We start from the raw sequence: 19292 nt of genomic DNA, 5'->3' as shown, positions 1-19292 counted from the left end.
TCATTATCATATTTACTACGATGAATATGATTGGCTTAAAACGATATCTAAAAGTCTAATATAACTTTCGTGCTAATTATAATCCTGATACTAACGTATTTAAATGAAACTAAGTATCAGGATTTATTTTTATTACATTTATATTCTTCTTTCAATAAACTATACACGTAATGATTTGAAAATTATCCTTATCACTATTGATTTAATAGAACATATATTTTTACTTGATGCATATTTGTATTCCAAAATAAATGAACACGAGGTAAAAAAAGTTTAAAAAAATTGTCTGTGTGAAAATACATACTATATAAAGAAAATAAGGAGTGTTAAGTATGGCTAATAAAATTGCAATTGCTGGTGCGGGTGCAATGGGAAGCCGTATTGGTACTTACCTAAAACAAAGTGGACAAGATGTTACATTAATAGATTACTGGAAAGATCATGTTCATCGAATAAATGAAAAAGGAATAGAAGTTCAAACTGAACATGATACTTATACTGTTGAAATGCATGCCACATTCCCTGAAGAGGTCAATCAAACCTATGATATTATTGTACTTTTGACAAAATCAATGCAATCTGAACAAATGATGCAAACTTTAAAAAATCAGGGAGCAATTAGCGAGGATACTGCCATCTTATGTATGATGAATGGTTTAGGCCATGACGAACGTCTATCACAATTTGTTCCAAAATCACAAATTTTCTTAGCCGTAACAATGTGGACAGCTGGATTACGTGGTCCAGGTCAATTGCTATTAGAAGGTGAAGGTTCAATTGACTTTCAACGTGCTGATGGTAAAAAAGACCCACGTACTCAAGAAATTGCAGATATCTTAAATCAAGCCCATTTAAATGCCACTATCAGTAATGATGTATTTAAAGCGATATGGTCTAAAGCTACGCTTAACAGTGTTTTAAATCCATTGTGCACGATATTAGATAAAACAATCGGTGAATTGGGCGCTTATGATCATTCTAGAGCAATGATACGCCCAATCATTGAAGAAATTGTCGACGTAGCACATGCTAAAAATGTAGATATTCATATTAACGACTTAATCTCGAAAATTGAAGCAGCTTATCCTGATCATGCACAAGGTTTACACTATCCTTCAATGCATCAAGATTATAATCATGGTCGTTTAACTGAAATAGATTACTTAAATGGTCAAATTGTGGACTATGGTAAATCATTAGGTATCGAAACTCCTAATAATGAACTGATTACTCATCTCATTCATCAATTAGAAATGAAGTTAAATATAAATGAATATTAAGTAATATGAAACGAACTAGATCACTTTGGTAAATGATTGAAAAATTGTTTACTCTTTTGATACATTTTTATGATTGTATAACCCCCTAAACTTATTATAGCTTAGGGGGTTGTTGCTTAATCATATATGTGAATTGAAAGCTAATCAATCTGATATGAAGTAACATATTTTAAGTAATATGATATATTTTTCTTCTAATTCTTGTCTCATTTGTTCTAAACTTGCTGAAAAACCGCATCACTTATGATAAGCGTCTGCGTATCGGTTAATGATGCGGTTTTTAATTATATAATTTCATTTAATAAGGTAATGAACAGTTTTTTGATAAATGTTATTCTTCTAAAATTCTTTTTAATTTACACACTAAAAGATATCCTCCTTAACAATAATAAGTTATTTAAATTATTGATTAAGGAGGATATCTTTATATCTATTTATTTCTCAATCTAGAACTAGATTTTTATCGTGCTTTCAGTTCATTTCCTGTCATCCATTTATGATTTTTAATGATTTTACCATTATCTTTGGATTTGTAATCAACTACGTAAACAGTCGTCTTTTTCACGTTATCTATATTGGCTGTAGCACCTTTCATACCAGACATATGACTTGCTTCTAATTTAACAGTATCGCCTTTACTAAATCCATCTTTAGGTGCATCTTTGATCTCTTCGTTTACGACCCATTTATGATTGTTTACTTTTTCATTTCCATTTGTGGGTTTATAACTTACAACATAGGCATATGTTTTATACGTACCTTTTACAGTAGCTTCTGCACCTTTCATACCTGGCATATGCCCTGCTGTAATGGTTACTTTATCTCCTACTTTAAATTCACCCTCATTAGTCGATGTCATATCTTCAGGAACTTTACTTTCATCATTATGCTTCATATGATTCTCACTTTTTTGGTCATTAGTGTCTTTATCTTTTTTCATCATATTAAAATCTCCCTATTGATTAGTTTGTTACTTTTATTTGACCCATCATTCCATTATCTTCATGCTCAAGTATATGACAGTGAAACATGTATGTTCCAGTATTTTTAAATACAACCTCTATTTTAGCTTTTTGTCCAGGTTCCAAAGATATAACATCCTTTTTACCCCTCATATCTTTTGGAGGTTTCTCACCATCCACAGATAAAACTTTAAATTGCGTTCCATGGATGTGGAAAGGATGTTTCATACCACCCATTTTATCTTTGACATTTTCAATTTCCCATACTTCTTTCTGGTTTAACTTTTGTGTAAAATCTATTCTGTTAGGATCGAATTTATTACCATTAATGGTAACATGATCATTCATACCTTCTAATTTTATTTTTTTACTTACTTTTGGTGTATTACCTTTGTTAGAACTTTTCTCTTTGTTACTAATCGGTAAAATTACAGTTTTATCATTATCGACCAGACTGATTTTCTCGCCTTTCATTTTAGATAAATCTATTACTATTTCTTTTCTCTCTGAAGGAGCTAAATTAATTTCTTTTAATTTTTTAGCGTTTTTTAATTGACCGCCATCTGAAGCAATATACTCAAAACTTTGATTATTACTTAGCTTAAGATTTAAATCTCGAGCATTAGAACCATTTAAAAGTCTCAAACGTATTTTCTCTTCTTTTGCTGTCAGTTTGGGGTTTACTATTCCGTTCACAAGAACAGTATCACCTTGAGTGCCATCTTCGTCTTTCGTTTTTGAATAATTTAATTTTTTAGATACAAATGTTTTATCTTGGATTATTATAGGCAAATCATTTTTTCCATAATTACTAGGATAATTATTCTTTTTACTATCTTCTATATATAATAATCCTGATAAGCCATTATAAACTTGTTTAGCTGTATTTGGAGAGGGGTGGGGGTGATACCATAACGTAGCAGAATCTTGATTAACCTCAAATTTTATAGTTTTTTCTTTTCCTGGTTTTATAACCTGAGAAGGCCCTCCATCCACTTTTCCATTTACTTCTAATCCATGCCAATGAAATGTTGTATTTTCATCTAAGTTATTTATTAACTTAATTTTAACTTTATCTCCTTTTTTTAATTTTAAAGTTGGTCCAAGTAAATTTCCATTGTAGCCTAGAGTATTAGAAAAATTATTTTTGTAAAACTCTGTCTTTCCTTCCTGAGCTTTTAATGTATAATTTTTATAACCATTGTTATCTTTTTTTGACTCTGCAACTTCAGGAAATATTATTTCATTTTTTCCTTGTGAAGAATTTAATTTCTTTCTTTCGTCATGATGTTTCATATTTGTCATATCCATTGTATTTTTCTTATCTTCTTTCATATTCATCATATCATTCTTACTTTCTGCGAAAGTATCATTAGACGCAATAATTATTATGGAAAAAATTATAATTAAAATTGCAAAAACTTTATTATACATAAGGTTTACCTCTTTTATTTTAATTTTAATGTAAAAGCATTAATCGCTACTATAACTGTACTTAAAGACATTAATATTGCTCCTACAGCTGGTGATAATATTAACCCGATAAAAGCTAATGCGCCAGCTGCTAAAGGTACAGCAACAATATTATAACCTGCACCCCACCATAAGTTTTGCACCATTTTTCTCATAGTATTATTTGAAAGAGTCAAGAAATGAATGATATCTGATGGATTACTTTTAACAAGTATGACATCACCTGAATCCACTGCAACATCTGTGCCTGCACCAATTGCTATACCAATATCGGCTCTTATAAGACTCGGGGCATCGTTGATACCGTCTCCGACCATCATGACTTTATTACCGTCACTTTGATAATCTTTTATAATGCTTTCCTTATCTTCTGGCATGAGTTGTGCGTGGACATCCCTAATACCTAATTCTTTTGCGACAGCGTGTGCCACTTCATTATTGTCACCTGTAAGCATGACTGGTGTAATATTTCTTGATAGTAAATCAGCTACCATTTGTTTTGAGCTTTCTTTAATTTGATCTCCTTGAGCAATCATGCCAATGACTTGTTGATCCTCAATTAAATAACTGATTGAATTACCTTGTTGAGCTAATTTAGTAAACAAGTCATCGTCATAATTAAGTTTATGTTTATCAAGATAAGAGACATTTGTTATTTTATATGTTTTATTATCAATTAGACCTTCTAATCCGACACCTGGAATATTATTAACGTCTTGTGGATTAGTAAATGAAACATTTTTACTTTTCGCAAAATCAACAATACTTATAGCTAATGGGTGATTAGATTGACTTTCTAATGAGGCGAAAAGGCTTAATATTGTATCATTACTCAAATCATTTTTAAAGCTCTCATAATGATTCACAGAAAAGTTACCCTCAGTTAAAGTACCAGTTTTATCCATCATTACATAATCGATATGTTGAGCTATTTCTACAGACTCTCTATTTTTAATAATTAAACCATTATGTGCACCAATTGAAGTCGAACGTGCAGTGACTAAAGGTATTGCTAAGCCTAAAGCATGTGGACAAGCAATGACTAACACAGTTACAAGACGTTCTAATGCAAAATCAACATCATTTTGAATGAGCATCCAGACAATAAACGAAATCACGCCAACAATTACAGCAAAGTAGAATAAATAACCCGCTACTTTATCAGATAACAATTCAGCACTAGATTTATCATTTTGTGCTTGATTAACAAGTCCCATCACTTGAGAAAGATATCCATCTTCTCCCACAGCTGTAACCTTGACTTGTATTGTTCCAGACCCATTAATAGAACCCCCGATGACGTTGTCATTTTGATTTTTTTGTACTTTTTTAGATTCTCCAGTAACTAGGGATTCATCTACAGATGTTTGTCCTTGAACGATAATACCATCTGTTGGAATACTTTCTCCGGCTTTTACTTCGACGATATCATCAGTCATGATGTCTGATATTTTAACTTCTTCGCGTTGGCCATTATCCATAACTTTAATCGCACTATTAGGTAACAGTTCTGCCATTTTCTTTAAAGCATCTCCAGCATTTCCGACAGCATTCATTTCTATCCAATGTCCTAATAGCATAATTAAAATTAAGGTTGCTAATTCCCAAAAAAAGTCCATTGTATGACCAGTTGCACTACTGAAGTTATTCATATAAAAAGCATACAAGCTATAAATATAAGCTACTGAAATACCTAGGGCAACTAAGGTCATCATGCCTGGTTTTTTTTCAGCAATTTCATTTTTACCACCAGACAAGAACGGTTTACCACCATAAAAGAATAAAATTGTACTTAATATTAACACTACCCATTCAGAACCTGGAAATGTGAATTGAAAAGGTAAGTTAACACCCATCAGTGGCGATAAAAAAATGATAGGTATTCCAAAAATTAATGAAACAAAAAACTTAACTTTAAAATTTCCATGATGATGTGCATGGCCACTATGATGATTATGTGATTCATGGTTATCATGATGCATGTGATTGGAATGATTCATGTGATTTTGATGATTATGCGCTTCACCATTATTATTCAAATTAACCCCTCCTAATAAAAATGTTATAGTAAAACTACTTATACTATAACATATACCCCCCTAGGGTATAAATAGTTTCGATTTATCTCCATTTATGGATTTATTTATATCATTCTGAAAATGATGTCTACACGTCCTACATTAGACCTTGTCATCGATGTTTAAAACAAGGTTTTAATTAAAAAATCTCATCTGAACTATCGCATGACAATACACTCTGACCAAGGTTAGCATTATCAACACAAATCATATATTACTATTCTTAAAGAAAATAACGCATTTCAAAGTAGGTCTAGAAAAGCAAATTGTCTAGATCATTATTTAATGAAGCCAGTAAATGAATTCATAATAAACTCATTTACTGGCTATTTTTCTAGTATTTATATTCAGTCTTTTCAAACTATATTAATCATTTTTTGATTCTTAAATTCTACGCCACAATAGCTGCATTTTATTAAATATACTATATATTCAATCAAGTTCAAAATGAATGTTGTCCCACTCCCATGTTTTTAAAATATCAACTTAATAATTGCAACGACGATTAAAATACATATTATCGTTTTTTGAATATAGTCAGGTATTTTCTGGCCCATTTTCATACCTAGAGGCGTAAATAGTATACTACCTAAAATTAACGGTATTGCACTATTGATAGGAATATAACCCTGTAATAATTTAATCATAAATGCTCCAATAGAAGAGATGAATGCAATTACAATACTATTTGTAACTACCATGTTCATTGGTAATTTAAATATAACAAGTAGTACTGGAATAATAATAAATGCGCCACCAGCTCCTACAATACCAGATACCAAACCGATGATACCACCTATTGTAATTAAAAGTAGACGATTAAACTTAATATGACTAGTAGATGGTGTAACTTTTATAAACATTAGAATAAGAGCTAGTAATGCAATAATAATATAAACCGTATTAACAAACTGAACATTTATTAAATTCGCTAAGATTGCACCTAGCATACTACCTATTACCATTCCACTTCCCATATTAAGTATAAGCGTTCTAGAAAAATTTTTATTTTTATATGCGTTTAAAGATCCACTCAATGTACTAAAAAACACCTGACTTGAAGTTAATCCTGAAGCAATATAAGCACTATAAGTAGGTAAACCAAATAATGGTGGTAATAATAAGAGAGCTGGGTAAATAACAATGGCTCCCCCTATACCGACTAATCCAGAAATAAACCCTCCTAAGATACCAATAACTAACATTACTATAATTGTTGTTATACTTATCATTTACTTTTTACCAATAATTCAACTGCTTCATTAATTAGTGCCTGAGAATCTTCACTATTTTCTTCAGACATTTTGACGCATTCTACTAAGTTTTCACTAATGATAATACCCATTAACCGTTGAATAGAACTTTTAGAGGCACTTAATTGACTAATGACGTCTTTACAATTTTTTTCTTCCTCCATCATTTTAATGACTCCATTAAGCTGTCCTTGTATGCGATGAATACGATTAATCATCTTTTTATTATATTCCAATATATTTCACTCCACATTTATTTTTAATAATTACATCATATTGATTAAATTTTAGTTTGTCAAATACCCCCATAGGTATTTGACAAACTATCTAATTCGTTATAATATACCCCCATAGGTATTTAAAAGGAGGTAATTATGTCACAATATAAAACGAAACACATTAATGATTTCACTAAAAAAGAATTACAAGAATTGGGTTCTAAGGGTCAATTAATTGACGTTCGACAGCCTGAAGAATTTGAATTAGGACACATTAAAAATGCTTTATTACATTCAGTTGAAAATATAGAGACTTTTAAACAAAGCAAAAATAAAACTTACTATATCTATTGTAAAAGTGGTAATAGAAGTAGAAAAGCCAGTCAATTTCTTGCACAACGCGGATACGATGTGGTGAATTTAGACGGAGGTTATACCGCATACGAACAACAACATCATAATGATAATTTATCTAAAGTAAAAGAAGATAGAGAAATTAAAGATAATCGTAAGATGTTCAATTATAGTAATCTACAATGTCCAGGACCTATTGTTAATATTAGTAAAGAAATCAAAAACATCGCTATTGGTGATCAAATAGAAGTTGTTGTGACTGATCACGGATTTTTAAATGATATTAAAAGTTGGGTCAAACAAACTGGACATACACTTGTTAGACTCAATGATTCTGGTAATGAAATTCGCGCTATTATTCAAAAAGAAGAAAATAAAAATATAGAAGTGACACACACGAAAAGTGGAACAACGATTGTTTTATTTAGCGGCGAGCTAGATAAAGCAGTTGCAGCAATGATTATTGCTAATGGTGCTAAAGCTGCAGGTAGAGATGTAACCATCTTTTGCACATTTTGGGGCTTAAATGCACTTAAAAAAATTCAAAGTCAACGCATTAAGAAAAAAGGTATCGCAAAACTTTTTGACTTCATGCTTCCAAATTCACCAATTAACATGCCTATTTCTAAGATGAATATGTTTGGTTTAGGCAATCTAATGATGCGTTATGTCATGAAAAAGAAAAATGTCGATACTTTACCTTCTCTTATTGATCAAGCGGTTGAGCAAGGTGTTAAACTTATCGCTTGTACAATGAGTATGGATGTGATGGGCATTACAAAAGAAGAATTACGCGATGATGTAGAATACGGTGGCGTAGGTGCATATATTGGATATACAGAACAAGCTAATCACAATTTATTTATATAATTAGAAAGGAATGATATTATGTTTTTTAAACAATTTTATGATAAACATTTATCTCAAGCATCTTATTTAATCGGTTGTCAAAAAACTGGAGAAGCCATGATTATTGATCCTATTCGTGACTTATCTTCATATATTCGAGTTGCTGATGAAGAAGGTTTAACCATTACTCATGCAGCTGAAACACATATACATGCAGATTTTGCTTCAGGAATTAGAGATGTTGCTATAAAGTTAAATGCTAATATTTATGTATCGAGTGAAAGTGATGACACATTAGGTTATAAAAATATGCCTAACCACACTCATTTTGTTCAACATAATGACGATATTTATGTAGGAAATATAAAATTAAAAGTGCTTCATACACCAGGTCACACGCCAGAAAGTATAAGTTTTTTACTTACTGACGAAGGTGCTGGAGCACAAGTTCCAATGGGACTATTCAGTGGTGATTTTATTTTTGTAGGAGATATCGGTAGACCTGATTTACTAGAAAAAGCGGTTAAAGTAAAAGGATCATCTGAAATAGGCGCTAAACAAATGTTTAAATCGATTGAAAGTATTAAAGACTTGCCAGATTACATTCAAATTTGGCCTGGCCATGGCGCTGGTAGTCCTTGTGGTAAATCTTTAGGTGCTATTCCAACATCTACGCTTGGCTATGAAAAACAAACGAACTGGGCTTTTTCTGAAAATAACGAAGCTACCTTTATCGATAAACTCATTTCTGACCAACCTGCACCACCACATCATTTTGCACAAATGAAAAAAATTAATCAATTCGGTATGAATTTATATCAACCTTATACGGTTTATCCAGCTACCAATACAAACAGATTAACTTTTGATCTCCGCAGTAAGGAGGCATATCATGGTGGACATATTGAAGGTACAATCAACATTCCATATGATAAAAATTTCATCAATCAAATTGGCTGGTATCTAAACTATGATCAAGAAATTAACTTGATTGGAGACTATCACCTTGTTTCAAAAGCAACACACACCTTACAACTCATTGGATACGATGATGTTGCTGGATATCAATTACCTCAATCTAAGATTCAAACACGTTCCATTCATAGTGAAGACATTACAGGTAACGAATCACATATATTAGATGTACGTAATGATAATGAATGGAATAATGGCCACTTATCTCAAGCGGTTCATGTACCACACGGCAAACTTTTAGAAACAGATTTACCTTTCAATAAAAACGATGTTATTTATGTACACTGTCAGTCTGGCATTAGAAGTTCTATAGCTATTGGTATTTTAGAGCACAAAGGTTATCACAACATTATTAATGTAAATGAAGGTTACAAAGATATACACCTTTCTTAATATTTATACTAATGAAGAAGGACTATAAGTAATTAGATATAGCTTATAGTCCTTTTTTATATTATTGGATAAATATCTATTTAAAAATCATTTATGTATCCTCGCTTTATATCATTTAATAAATATTTTACATAGTGCATACCTTTTTTATTTATTGATGTGTTCAAAAAACATAACAGTAATTCTTATAAACCTCATATGTTCTGATACGTCCGCCCCACTTTGAGAAGCGGCTAAAAAAACCCCTCACTTACGATACGCTTCTGTAAACTGACCCCAATTAGTGGGAATTATATAAAAACACTTTCGTTGAATTCATATTAAAATGAATCATGCGGAGGTGTTTTTTCTATGAAAAGAGTTTCTTATTCAGTAGAAACAAAGTATAAAGCTGTTGAAATGAAAGCAGCAGGATTTTCAACAAAAGAAATTATGGAAGAATTAAATATTAGAAATAGAACACAAGTGAAAACTTGGTGGCGATGGTATCAAAATGGGGAAAGTTATAGATTTTCACAACACGTTGGTAAACAATATACCTACGGTAAAGGATTAGAAGAGCTGTCAGAAGTAGAACAATTAAAATTAGAAAATAAGAGAAAAGATATAGAATTGGATATTTTAAAAAAGTACAAGGCATTGGAAAGGAAGTGGTACCAACAGTAGTCATAGATTTAGTGGATCAATTAAAAGGAAACTATTCAATCAAATTGATACTAGAAGTATTAAACATACCTAAATCAACATATTATCGATGGAAAAACAAAACCTATAAAAATGATAATGTAACACAAAAAGTCATTGAATTATGTGAAGCCAACCACTATACCTACGGTTATCGTAAGATTACAGCACTGATTAATCAATGTTATACATCACCAATTAATCATAAAAGAGTACAGAGAATTATGCAGAAGCATCATTTGAACTGCCGAGTTAGACTTAAAAAAACGACAAGGATAGGTAAACCATATTACAAAACAGACAATTTATTACAAAGACAATTTAAAGCGAGTTGTCCCATGGAAGTATTAACAACCGATATTACTTATTTACCATTTGGTCACTCTATGTTGTATTTATCTTCGATAATGGACATTTATAACGGGGAAATTGTGGCGTATAAAATAGATGATAAACAAGACCAAAGTTTAGTTAATGATACATTAAATCAAATCGATATACCTGAGGGGTGTATATTACATAGTGATCAAGGCAGCGTTTATACATCTTATGCTTATTATCAATTATGCGAAGAAAAAGGCATTATCAGAAGTATGTCCCGAAAGGGAACACCTGCCGATAACGCCCCGATAGAAAGTTTTCATTCCTCGCTAAAGTCTGAAACTTTTTACATCAATAATCAGCTTAATAGCTCTAATCATATTGTAATAGATATTGTCGAAAAATACATTAAAAACTATAATAATAATCGAATTCAACAAAAACTAGGCTACTTATCCCCTGTAAAATACAGAGAATTAGCAGCCTAGAACATAGTGTTTTTATTAAGTTCCCATTTTAAGGATTCAGTGCCGTCTCAACCTGAGTTTTTCTTATAAAATACAAGATCTTGCTAATTTTAACGAAAGTAATCTATATACATTTTAACTAAATTTGGCCAACCACATTCTGTTGTTCAAGGCTTTATGGACGATGGCTGGAATGAAATTGTTAACACTCATTTAGTAAATTACGTGACTTCATAATGCAATCAATAAAATCAAAGCATGATGTATATCATGCTATTGCTGATAAACATCGTCGCAAAATTTTAATAATGCTTGCTAATGACGAAAAATCAATTACATCAATAACTGACGAGTTTTCAATTTCAAGAACAGCGGTCAATAAACATTTAACCATATTATATGGATCCAATCTTGTAACCAAAAAGAAAGTTGGTAGAGAAACTAGATACAAAACACAATCTCAAGAACTGAAAAAAGTAAACGACTGGTTACAATATTTTGATGTGTACTGGGATAATAAGCTAGAAAGTCTTAAAAATCATGTAAAACACTAACTGATTTAATAATACAAAATAGCCCTCTCTTATTATTACTTATTCTAAATGAGGGCTTATTTTTACTTAATCTATAATGGTTTATACAATTCTAAAATAGTAAAGTAGTTTATTAGTAAGATGAAGAGTATGCATTGATTCTAGACTCCCCTTATATCCTATTTTAATCTGTTGTTATCTTAGATACTATGTAGATATATCCATTAAGTCTTTAATCAACCTTGTTTTTTTGCTGGTGGGTGGGCAATAGATCTTTTTCTAGGTAAAGAAACTAGAATTCACGAGGATATAGAAATTGGTATCTTTAGAGAGGATCAATTTGATTTAAAACGATTCTTAAATCAGTGGGAATTTAAAAAAGTTCTAAACGGAAATATTATACCTTGGAACAATGAATATTTAGAATTACCTATTCATGAAGTACATGCAATAAATAACTTAAATAATTATGAGTTAGAGATTCTTTTAAACGAATCTCGTAATGAAAATTGGATATTTAAACGAGACTCTCGAATCTGTTACTCATTAAAATCAGCATTATTATTTACTAAAACAGATCTCCCATATCTAGCTCCAGAGATAGTATTACTATACAAATCTAAAAATATTAGAGGCAAGGACCCTAAGGATTTTTTGAATGTTAAAGACTACCTGAACATTGATCAAAAAAACTGGCTTAAAGAATCTTTCGAAATTCAAAATCCTAATCATAAGTGGCTTGATTTGATATAACTATTACATATAAACCCAGGCAATTAGACTTAAATTCTAATTGTCTGGGGTGTAAATACGTTTACCTTTTTAAATTTTTCCTCTTAATTCCATAGATATATTATCAATTAAAAATTCTCCATCATTTAATGTTATCCACTGATTAATATTTTCAATAACTTCTGTTATAAAATCATGATATTTTTCTAAAATTTGTTCATTAGAAATTATATAATTATTTAACAAATCTTTTTCTAAGTAGCTTTTTTTGAAATCTCCATGATCGATAACTATAAAATGTAAATCCTTCTCTATTTTTTTTAATAAAACTCTTCTAATATCATTATTATTTAAGACTTTATAATCATTTCCTATATTTTCAATCTTCTTAAAATCTTTAAAATCAATAGTTCTATTTTGTAATTTATTCCATTTCTTAAGGATTTTTATTAATTTGATTAAAGGAAGATAATGTTTGTCATTAAAGTATCTTACTTGCACTATCTTGTTTAAAGAGTCATTTAAAGATTTTTCTATTTCTGAATAATCCTTTAACAAACTAAAACCTAACATTTGTTTATTAGTAATTAAATTCTTTATATCAGAGGATTTCATGGAAAGTAAAATAGTAATATCCTGCAAAGAGAATCCTTTGTTAATATCTGAACTTAATAATGAGTTTATAGATTTTAATAATAAAACCATTTGATTATAAATATCTACATTATAATAATCGATTATTTCTTTTGATAACGCCATTCTTTGCTCATTTTCTTTTAAAATATTTACGAATATTTTTATTAGTTTCTTTTTTTCTTCATTTTTTTTATTTTCTTTTAATGAGTAAGTTAATATTCTTCTATTCCTTATATCAAATGGTAAATCTTCAATAGAACCATAATCTGTATTAAATATGCATATTATATTTTCCCAACCTAAATGTTTAGTAGCATAGCCTAGCTCAAACAGTACATTAGGATTAGGAGTTTTTCGTCCAATATTGTGATTATTAATAAATGAAATATCAGCAACAAAAGCAGATGACTCATTAATTTTAGTTAAAATAGAGTTTGATATATCTGGAGATCCTGCTAATTTATTAGTATCTTTATCAATACTTAATACTAATGAAAATTCTATATTATTTAACTCCTGAATAGATTTTTTTATAACATTTTCAATAAAATTACGATTATCAGAGTTTGGTAAGTCACTTTGCCAAGAAAAAAATATTTTACTCATTTTTATCTCCTAAAATAATATTGTTGATTGTTTTATTTAAATCCAAAATATTCCTTTAACATAATTTTTATCCCCCACCTACTTATGATAATTTTCTGCGTATCGATAAATGATGTGGTTTTTTTATTATCTTTTATTTGTTTTGTAAATTTTCAAGCCCTACGTTATTTCTTTCGCTTCCTAAAATAATCGTTTTACTATTTCTTGAAAGTTTAGGCCAATAAGTATCTTTTAAACTTATAAGTAATGAATTCTCTGACTTGCAATTTTCAAATATACAATTATTTATTTCGAATCGTTTACTTTTTATTTTTTCATAACATCCTAAATTTACGACATATCCACTTTTAACGCCAATATTTTTAAATAAACATCCTTCAATTTTTGTATCTAAAAAGTCATTCTTAGTGAATAAAAAATCTAAATAACCTTTTTTAAGCATGGTAGGTTCAATTGAAGCATTGGAGAATACTGAATTATAAAATTCGTTGCCCATCTTACGTATTGTTTCAAAATAACAATTATTAAATGAAGTTTTCGAAAACGTATTATTATAACCTAATTCTATTGAATCTATATTAGTTGCCTTTAAATTCTCAATTGAGCATGAACTAAAAGTCACACTTTTCATTTTATTCAACTTTAAATTGTTTACTTTACTATTAGATATATCAATATTTTTACTTTCACTATTTTTAATTTCACTATCTATTATGTCAAATTTACTTATGTTTAATTCTTCATCTATTTGATTTATAATAGTATTTTTTATTATTCCATTATTATCAGCATTATAAGAACACCTTAAATCTCCTAATTCGCAAAAATCATCAAAAATAGAATCTTCTATTTCTATGTATTTAGGTCTAGGCCAATATGAAAACAATTTTTTTAAATTTTCAAAAGTTGAATTCTTTATTTTAATCGATCCTTCATTAGTTTCAAAAAAGCTACTGCTAGTATAAGAATTATCTTTATTTGTATCTATAAGTATTTTTCTTTTTAATATACAATTTTTTATTTCAATATCTTTACATTTTAAAAAATTTTGATTCTGAATATCTACATGACTATCCTTTACAATTGTTTTCCCATCTTCTCCTTCGTATAGGGGTCTAGTAGTTCTTATTAATGAATGCGATATATTAATTTCAGAATCATCATCACTCTTTATAATTGAACTATCTTGCCCACTAATCACATAAATTCTACAATTTTCAAAGTCTAAGATACCTGATTTTAATGTCATAGGGACAAAATCATCTTTTATATTTATATCACAATTTTTAAATTGTAATCTCCCTTTTACAGTAATAATTGATGATAGGTTAATAACCTTATTTTTAATAATTTTTTCTTCATCTTGATTTACAACCATAATCTGTTCTAACTCAAATAAAGTTTTTTCTTCAACACTTTCTGATTCTTGACTTAAATCGTCTTCAATATCTAAATCTAGAATAAACTCGTCATCTATTGTAACTGAACTAAACCAACTAAAACCTTCTATTCCTCTCAGCTTATAGATATTATTTACTGTATTTTTTATTTCTTTTATTGTTTTATTACCGAAATCAAATAATTCGACAATCTTTTCAAATTTACTATTAAATTCAAAATTATTATCGTTTAAAAAACCATATTCTAACAATAATTGTAATAATACTTTTTTTGTAGTAACAGAGTCTAATTGATTTACAGCTTCAACTAAATTAATTGTAGAATATTCGATGTTTAAATATCTAAACAAACTATCTGCAAAGTACTTCTGATTTTCACTTGTATTTTCGAAAGTTTTAGAAGCTTCTTGCAATAATGTATACAATATTTTTTTATCGAATTCTTTTAAATCATTTATACTTTTACTTTGATTAATGCCAAATAGCATCTGTTCTTTTAACTCTTTTACTTTCAATGCTAATTTTTCTGTATGACTATATAGGTTCTCAACTTTATGCATGTTATTTAATAACATATTATCAATTTCTACATCTGTAGCGGACAATCTTTTTAATAATTCTATTAATACATCCTGTGCTTGAGCCAGACTAGAAATTTGTTGAGAGATTCTAATATTCTTTTTATTTGATAAGGTTGCTAAATCGATTATTCTAGTGTACCACTTCTCATTTTTTATAGTTTGAAATTGTTTTTCTGATTCACTTGTTAATTTGTCAATAGCTGTCTTTAGATATTGAATATCGTTATTATTTTGACCAAAATCATTTAAATTAAATTCAACTTCGTACTGACTCACCTATAAATCCTCCAATATATTCGAAATATTTTCTGATGATCTATCTATTTTATTATCTAAATTTTTCATAATTGTATGATTTTTTTTAATTTTTTTCTCATTTATCTCTATTTTATTTATTAAAGTATTCAAATTCATTGTTGTACCATAAATATAACCACTAGAATGTAGTATTTGTTCAAATGCCCCTTTACCAAATATTTCATCCATTATATTTTTAGTAGTTTTACCTACATACATTCCAACAATAATACCTGTTGCAAAACCGATTACTCCAGCAGGAAAGAATAAACTTAACCCTCCCATAGCCGAACCAATAACTGCTCCACTCAAAGTTTCTTGTCCAATCTCCGTAAAAGCCTTTTCTTTAGTTATCTCACCATTTTTATATTTTAAATAATTAAAAATACTTGATGTACTAAAACTTACGACAGCTCCAACAATTCCGCCATTTTTCATTTGTTTAGCAACGGCATTTTTAGTTATTTTACTATTTGCTTGGCCATTTTTAACTTTATTTATTAAACGTTCACTAGACTTTTTTGACGTTTCAAAGTTTCCTATTTCTTTTACTTTCATATTTTCTTTAGCATTTTTTAACTTTTCCAAGAGTTCTATATTATTTTCTCTTATAGCTTTTTCTATATTTTCATTTAACATTTTTTCAACAGATTGCTTAGTACCATCAGTTCCGACTATTATATCATTAGGACTAATAGTATTTTTATCTATTGCTTTTAAAATATCTTTAACATTTGTGCGTAATCCAGTTTTTCCAATAGCATTTTTCACTGAAACGCCTTTCTCTACCCCAGTAAGTCGATTTTTCACTATGCCATCAATACCTGGGGCATTAGACGTCTCTTCACCTACTAATTTCGTTTTTTCAAAAAGTCGTTTAAGACTTCCATTTCTATCTCTTAAAAAATCCACTTCTTGAGCTGTACCAGTTAATCTTCTTTTTAAATTATCTTCTATTGGTTGTCCACCTGATTGAATATATTGTTGAGCTAACTTAGGATCATTAAAAACACCACTGATACTAAAAGCATCTACGTTCAATTGATGAAATACCTGTATATCTCTCGCACATTGTTTACTACCTTCAAATGTTAAATTAGTGTTAGCTAATTTATTTATAGATTTTGCAACTCCATCTAATGATTGGCTACTAATTAGTTCATATTGTGCAGCTAAATTAGTAAAGTTCATTGCCTCACTAATTAAGTCAGGATTGTTTTTTAATTGTTTTTTTAAATCATTACATAGCTCGATCGTCTCATGTACTTCTTTACATCTTTCACAGTATTTCATTGACATGTTTAAACCTCTTTTTAAATATAAATATTGCAAAAAATAATTAATATCTTTAAAAATATTTTATCATAATATTATGTAAATCATATATGAATAAGAACAACCCGTATATAAATTGGAATATCAGTATACAAAATATGTAAAAAATGGAAATGCATTACCTAAGAAAGTCTACGTCATCCGTAAAGATGACGTAGACGCTTTTTTATTATGTGATGCTTTTGTCAGAAAAATACTAAAGGAAGTGTCGATGATGAATACAATTAAAAGTACAATATACACAGAAGCGATATTTAGCGATGATGAACACCACCGCTACTTACTCAAAAAGACGTGGGATGAAAAGAAACCGGCTTGTACTGTGATAACGATGTATCCTCATTTAGATGGTGTATTATCACTCGATCTTACTACGGTTCTCATCCTCAATCAATTAGCTAATATGGCGCTGTTTATCTCGCTAATCTTTTCTCTAATATTAAAACACCTATGAGTATAAAGCATCTCAAAGATAAAGAACCTTACGATAAACACACGGACATACATTTAATGAAAGCAATTAGTGAAAGTGACACAGTGATTCTAGCTTATGGTGCTTATGCGAAACGACCTGTTGTCGTCGAACGTGTTGAGCAAGTGATGGAAATGTTGAAGCCTCACAAAAAGAAAATTAAAAAGCTTATAAACCCAGCAACAAATGAAATTATGCATCCACTTAACCCTAAAACACGTCAAAAATGGACTTTGAAATAAAAGGAGGATTATCTATGAACCATGAAACCACACACTCAGACTGGCGAACGGTTGCTAATTGCTTAGCATCGCAAAATTATATTTCAATTGTAAAAGGACTAGTACATCATTTCGCAGCAATTAAAGATGAGGAAATATTGAATAAAATCTATGATGATTTTATGGATGATGACTCTATAACAACGGTACTTAATAATGATTTACAGACAATTATTAACCATTATCTATTAAAATGAAAACTATATTCTAATAAAACTAGAGCATCCTTCACTTAGCGGTGAGGGATGCTCTATTATTTATTTTTTATTATTACTATTGACGTATTTATTCTTAATACAAACAAATGTGAGAATTTTATAGGTTTCATAGTAAGAGTAATAAATCGAGAATAACAAGAAAATGAGAATTAGTATGTAGTGAATTGTTAAAATAAAGTGTTCACAGTGAATGATGACTTATTCGTTATTTATATTTATAATGCAAATATATATGAAATTTTGGGAGTGGAATTATGAAACTAAGAGCATTAGAGTATAGTGATTTACTTTTTGTTCATGAATTAAATAATGAATATTCTATTATGTCTTATTGGTTTGAAGAGCCTTATGAATCCTTGACGGAACTTCAACATTTATTTGATAAGCATTTATTAGATGAATCGGAAAGACGTTTTATTGTCGAAGATGAAAATCAAGTCGTAGGTATTGTTGAATTAGTAGAAATTAATTACATCCATCGTAATTGTGAAATACAAATAATTATTAAACCTGAGTTCAGTGGTAAAGGTTATGCAAAATTCGCATTCGAAAAAGCGATAATTTATGCATTCGATATTTTAAACATGCACAAGATTTATCTATATGTTGATGCAGATAACAAAAAAGCTATTCATATATACGAGTCACAAGGATTTAAAACTGAAGGATTACTCAAAGAGCAATTCTACACTAAAGGTAAATATAAAGATGCCTATTTTATGTCACTATTGAAATCTGAATATATTTTATAGTATAAAAAATAACTCATATATTCATTTAGGTAGGTTCAAACCTAAATTACTTCTAATAAAATTGAAATGGGCTTCACTCGAATGTCCGTAAGAGGAATAAATAAAGTTAAAAGAGAATTGGGATTTGTATGAACGGCACTCA

At 29.3% G+C, this 19292-nt stretch carries 15 protein-coding genes and 3 pseudogenes; 10 read left to right on the top strand and 8 right to left on the bottom strand.

Features of this window, described 5'->3' with window-relative positions:
- Positions 1 to 332 precede the first annotated feature (332 nt).
- Positions 333 to 1280 carry a ketopantoate reductase family protein gene (locus tag NSU06_RS00255; protein ID WP_049419871.1) on the top strand — a complete coding sequence of 316 codons (948 nt, stop codon included), beginning with the start codon at positions 333 to 335 and terminating at the stop codon, positions 1278 to 1280.
- Positions 1281 to 1740: 460 nt separating this feature from the next.
- On the opposite strand, the gene NSU06_RS00250 is transcribed toward NSU06_RS00255, so the two are convergent.
- The 5 genes from NSU06_RS00250 to cstR form a co-directional block, all read right to left on the bottom strand.
- The gene (locus tag NSU06_RS00250; protein ID WP_049419870.1) at positions 1741 to 2223 is read right to left on the bottom strand and encodes a YdhK family protein; all 483 of its coding nucleotides are present in this window, start codon (positions 2221 to 2223) and stop codon (positions 1741 to 1743) included.
- A 19-nt stretch (positions 2224 to 2242) separates the two neighbouring features.
- Entirely contained in the window at positions 2243 to 3676 is a 1434-nt protein-coding gene (locus NSU06_RS00245; RefSeq protein ID WP_049382181.1) for a multicopper oxidase family protein, read from the bottom strand.
- A gap of 14 nt (positions 3677 to 3690) precedes the next feature.
- Entirely contained in the window at positions 3691 to 5754 is a 2064-nt protein-coding gene (locus tag NSU06_RS00240; protein WP_049419869.1) for a heavy metal translocating P-type ATPase, read from the bottom strand.
- Positions 5755 to 6266: 512 nt separating this feature from the next.
- Positions 6267 to 7025 (bottom strand): sulfite exporter TauE/SafE family protein, encoded by a 759-nt coding sequence (locus NSU06_RS00230; protein ID WP_002473148.1) that lies wholly within the window; start codon positions 7023 to 7025, stop codon positions 6267 to 6269.
- The gene (gene cstR / locus NSU06_RS00225) at positions 7022 to 7282 is read right to left on the bottom strand and encodes a persulfide-sensing transcriptional repressor CstR (RefSeq protein WP_049382303.1); all 261 of its coding nucleotides are present in this window, start codon (positions 7280 to 7282) and stop codon (positions 7022 to 7024) included. The genes NSU06_RS00230 and cstR overlap by 4 nt, the downstream gene beginning before the upstream one ends.
- 138 nt (positions 7283 to 7420) lie before the next feature.
- Here cstR and NSU06_RS00220 point away from each other — a divergent pair, with 138 nt between their 5' ends.
- The 5 genes and pseudogenes from NSU06_RS00220 to NSU06_RS00200 all read left to right on the top strand — a co-directional run.
- Complete coding sequence (locus NSU06_RS00220) at positions 7421 to 8488, top strand: DsrE/DsrF/DrsH-like family protein (protein WP_015387315.1); 1068 nt, start codon at positions 7421 to 7423, stop codon at positions 8486 to 8488.
- Between the two features lie 18 nt (positions 8489 to 8506).
- A complete protein-coding gene (gene cstB, locus NSU06_RS00215) occupies positions 8507 to 9835 on the top strand; it encodes a persulfide dioxygenase-sulfurtransferase CstB (protein ID WP_049415530.1) in 1329 nt (442 codons plus the stop codon).
- Positions 9836 to 10186: 351 nt separating this feature from the next.
- Positions 10187 to 11328 (top strand): IS3 family transposase gene (locus NSU06_RS00210; protein WP_172473811.1). Its coding sequence is split into 2 segments (ribosomal slippage): positions 10187 to 10457 and positions 10457 to 11328, totalling 1143 coding nucleotides; the frame shifts between segments, so codons are not numbered across the junction.
- A gap of 215 nt (positions 11329 to 11543) precedes the next feature.
- On the top strand, positions 11544 to 11861 hold the full coding sequence (locus NSU06_RS00205; RefSeq protein WP_150885773.1) for an ArsR/SmtB family transcription factor: 318 nt from the start codon (positions 11544 to 11546) through the stop codon (positions 11859 to 11861).
- Between the two features lie 237 nt (positions 11862 to 12098).
- Positions 12099 to 12593 (top strand): annotated as a pseudogene (locus NSU06_RS00200) (nucleotidyltransferase domain-containing protein); the annotation flags it as partial.
- A 69-nt stretch (positions 12594 to 12662) separates the two neighbouring features.
- Here NSU06_RS00200 and NSU06_RS00195 read toward each other — a convergent pair.
- From NSU06_RS00195 to NSU06_RS00185, 3 genes are all read right to left on the bottom strand, one after another.
- Positions 12663 to 13814 carry a nucleotide-binding protein gene (locus tag NSU06_RS00195; RefSeq protein WP_150885771.1) on the bottom strand — a complete coding sequence of 384 codons (1152 nt, stop codon included), beginning with the start codon at positions 13812 to 13814 and terminating at the stop codon, positions 12663 to 12665.
- A 133-nt stretch (positions 13815 to 13947) separates the two neighbouring features.
- Positions 13948 to 16071 (bottom strand): hypothetical protein, encoded by a 2124-nt coding sequence (locus tag NSU06_RS00190; RefSeq protein WP_172473810.1) that lies wholly within the window; start codon positions 16069 to 16071, stop codon positions 13948 to 13950.
- The gene (locus NSU06_RS00185) at positions 16072 to 17391 is read right to left on the bottom strand and encodes a hypothetical protein (protein ID WP_242282639.1); all 1320 of its coding nucleotides are present in this window, start codon (positions 17389 to 17391) and stop codon (positions 16072 to 16074) included.
- A 94-nt stretch (positions 17392 to 17485) separates the two neighbouring features.
- On the opposite strand from NSU06_RS00185, the pseudogene NSU06_RS11560 reads away from it, so the two are divergent.
- The 4 genes and pseudogenes from NSU06_RS11560 to NSU06_RS00170 all read left to right on the top strand — a co-directional run.
- Positions 17486 to 17627 (top strand): annotated as a pseudogene (locus tag NSU06_RS11560) (DUF960 family protein); the annotation flags it as partial.
- A 14-nt stretch (positions 17628 to 17641) separates the two neighbouring features.
- Positions 17642 to 18141: pseudogene (locus tag NSU06_RS00180) on the top strand (DUF1643 domain-containing protein).
- A gap of 14 nt (positions 18142 to 18155) precedes the next feature.
- Entirely contained in the window at positions 18156 to 18377 is a 222-nt protein-coding gene (locus NSU06_RS00175) for a hypothetical protein (RefSeq protein ID WP_172473808.1), read from the top strand.
- 275 nt (positions 18378 to 18652) lie between these two features.
- Entirely contained in the window at positions 18653 to 19150 is a 498-nt protein-coding gene (locus tag NSU06_RS00170; protein WP_167805880.1) for a GNAT family N-acetyltransferase, read from the top strand.
- Positions 19151 to 19292: the final 142 nt, after the last annotated feature.

Source organism: Staphylococcus sp. FSL W8-1270 (genome assembly GCF_038007165.1).
Classification (GTDB): domain Bacteria; phylum Bacillota; class Bacilli; order Staphylococcales; family Staphylococcaceae; genus Staphylococcus; species Staphylococcus hominis.
Note: the sequence above shows the minus strand (reverse complement) of the source record. Positions and strands in the feature narration are given on the sequence as shown.

Excerpts from the sequence above, each read along its gene's own strand:
- NSU06_RS00255 (WP_049419871.1), top strand. The coding sequence starts at position 333 with ATGGCTAATAAAATTGCAATTGCTGGTGCGGGTGCAATGGGAAGCCGT.
- NSU06_RS00250 (WP_049419870.1), bottom strand. The coding sequence starts at position 2,223 with ATGATGAAAAAAGATAAAGACACTAATGACCAAAAAAGTGAGAATCAT.
- NSU06_RS00245 (WP_049382181.1), bottom strand. The coding sequence starts at position 3,676 with ATGTATAATAAAGTTTTTGCAATTTTAATTATAATTTTTTCCATAATA.
- NSU06_RS00230 (WP_002473148.1), bottom strand. The coding sequence starts at position 7,025 with ATGATAAGTATAACAACAATTATAGTAATGTTAGTTATTGGTATCTTA.
- NSU06_RS00220 (WP_015387315.1), top strand. The coding sequence starts at position 7,421 with ATGTCACAATATAAAACGAAACACATTAATGATTTCACTAAAAAAGAA.
- cstB (WP_049415530.1), top strand. The coding sequence starts at position 8,507 with ATGTTTTTTAAACAATTTTATGATAAACATTTATCTCAAGCATCTTAT.
- NSU06_RS00205 (WP_150885773.1), top strand. The coding sequence starts at position 11,544 with ATGCAATCAATAAAATCAAAGCATGATGTATATCATGCTATTGCTGAT.
- NSU06_RS00195 (WP_150885771.1), bottom strand. The coding sequence starts at position 13,814 with ATGAGTAAAATATTTTTTTCTTGGCAAAGTGACTTACCAAACTCTGAT.
- NSU06_RS00185 (WP_242282639.1), bottom strand. The coding sequence starts at position 17,391 with ATGTCAATGAAATACTGTGAAAGATGTAAAGAAGTACATGAGACGATC.
- NSU06_RS00175 (WP_172473808.1), top strand. The coding sequence starts at position 18,156 with ATGAACCATGAAACCACACACTCAGACTGGCGAACGGTTGCTAATTGC.
- NSU06_RS00170 (WP_167805880.1), top strand. The coding sequence starts at position 18,653 with ATGAAACTAAGAGCATTAGAGTATAGTGATTTACTTTTTGTTCATGAA.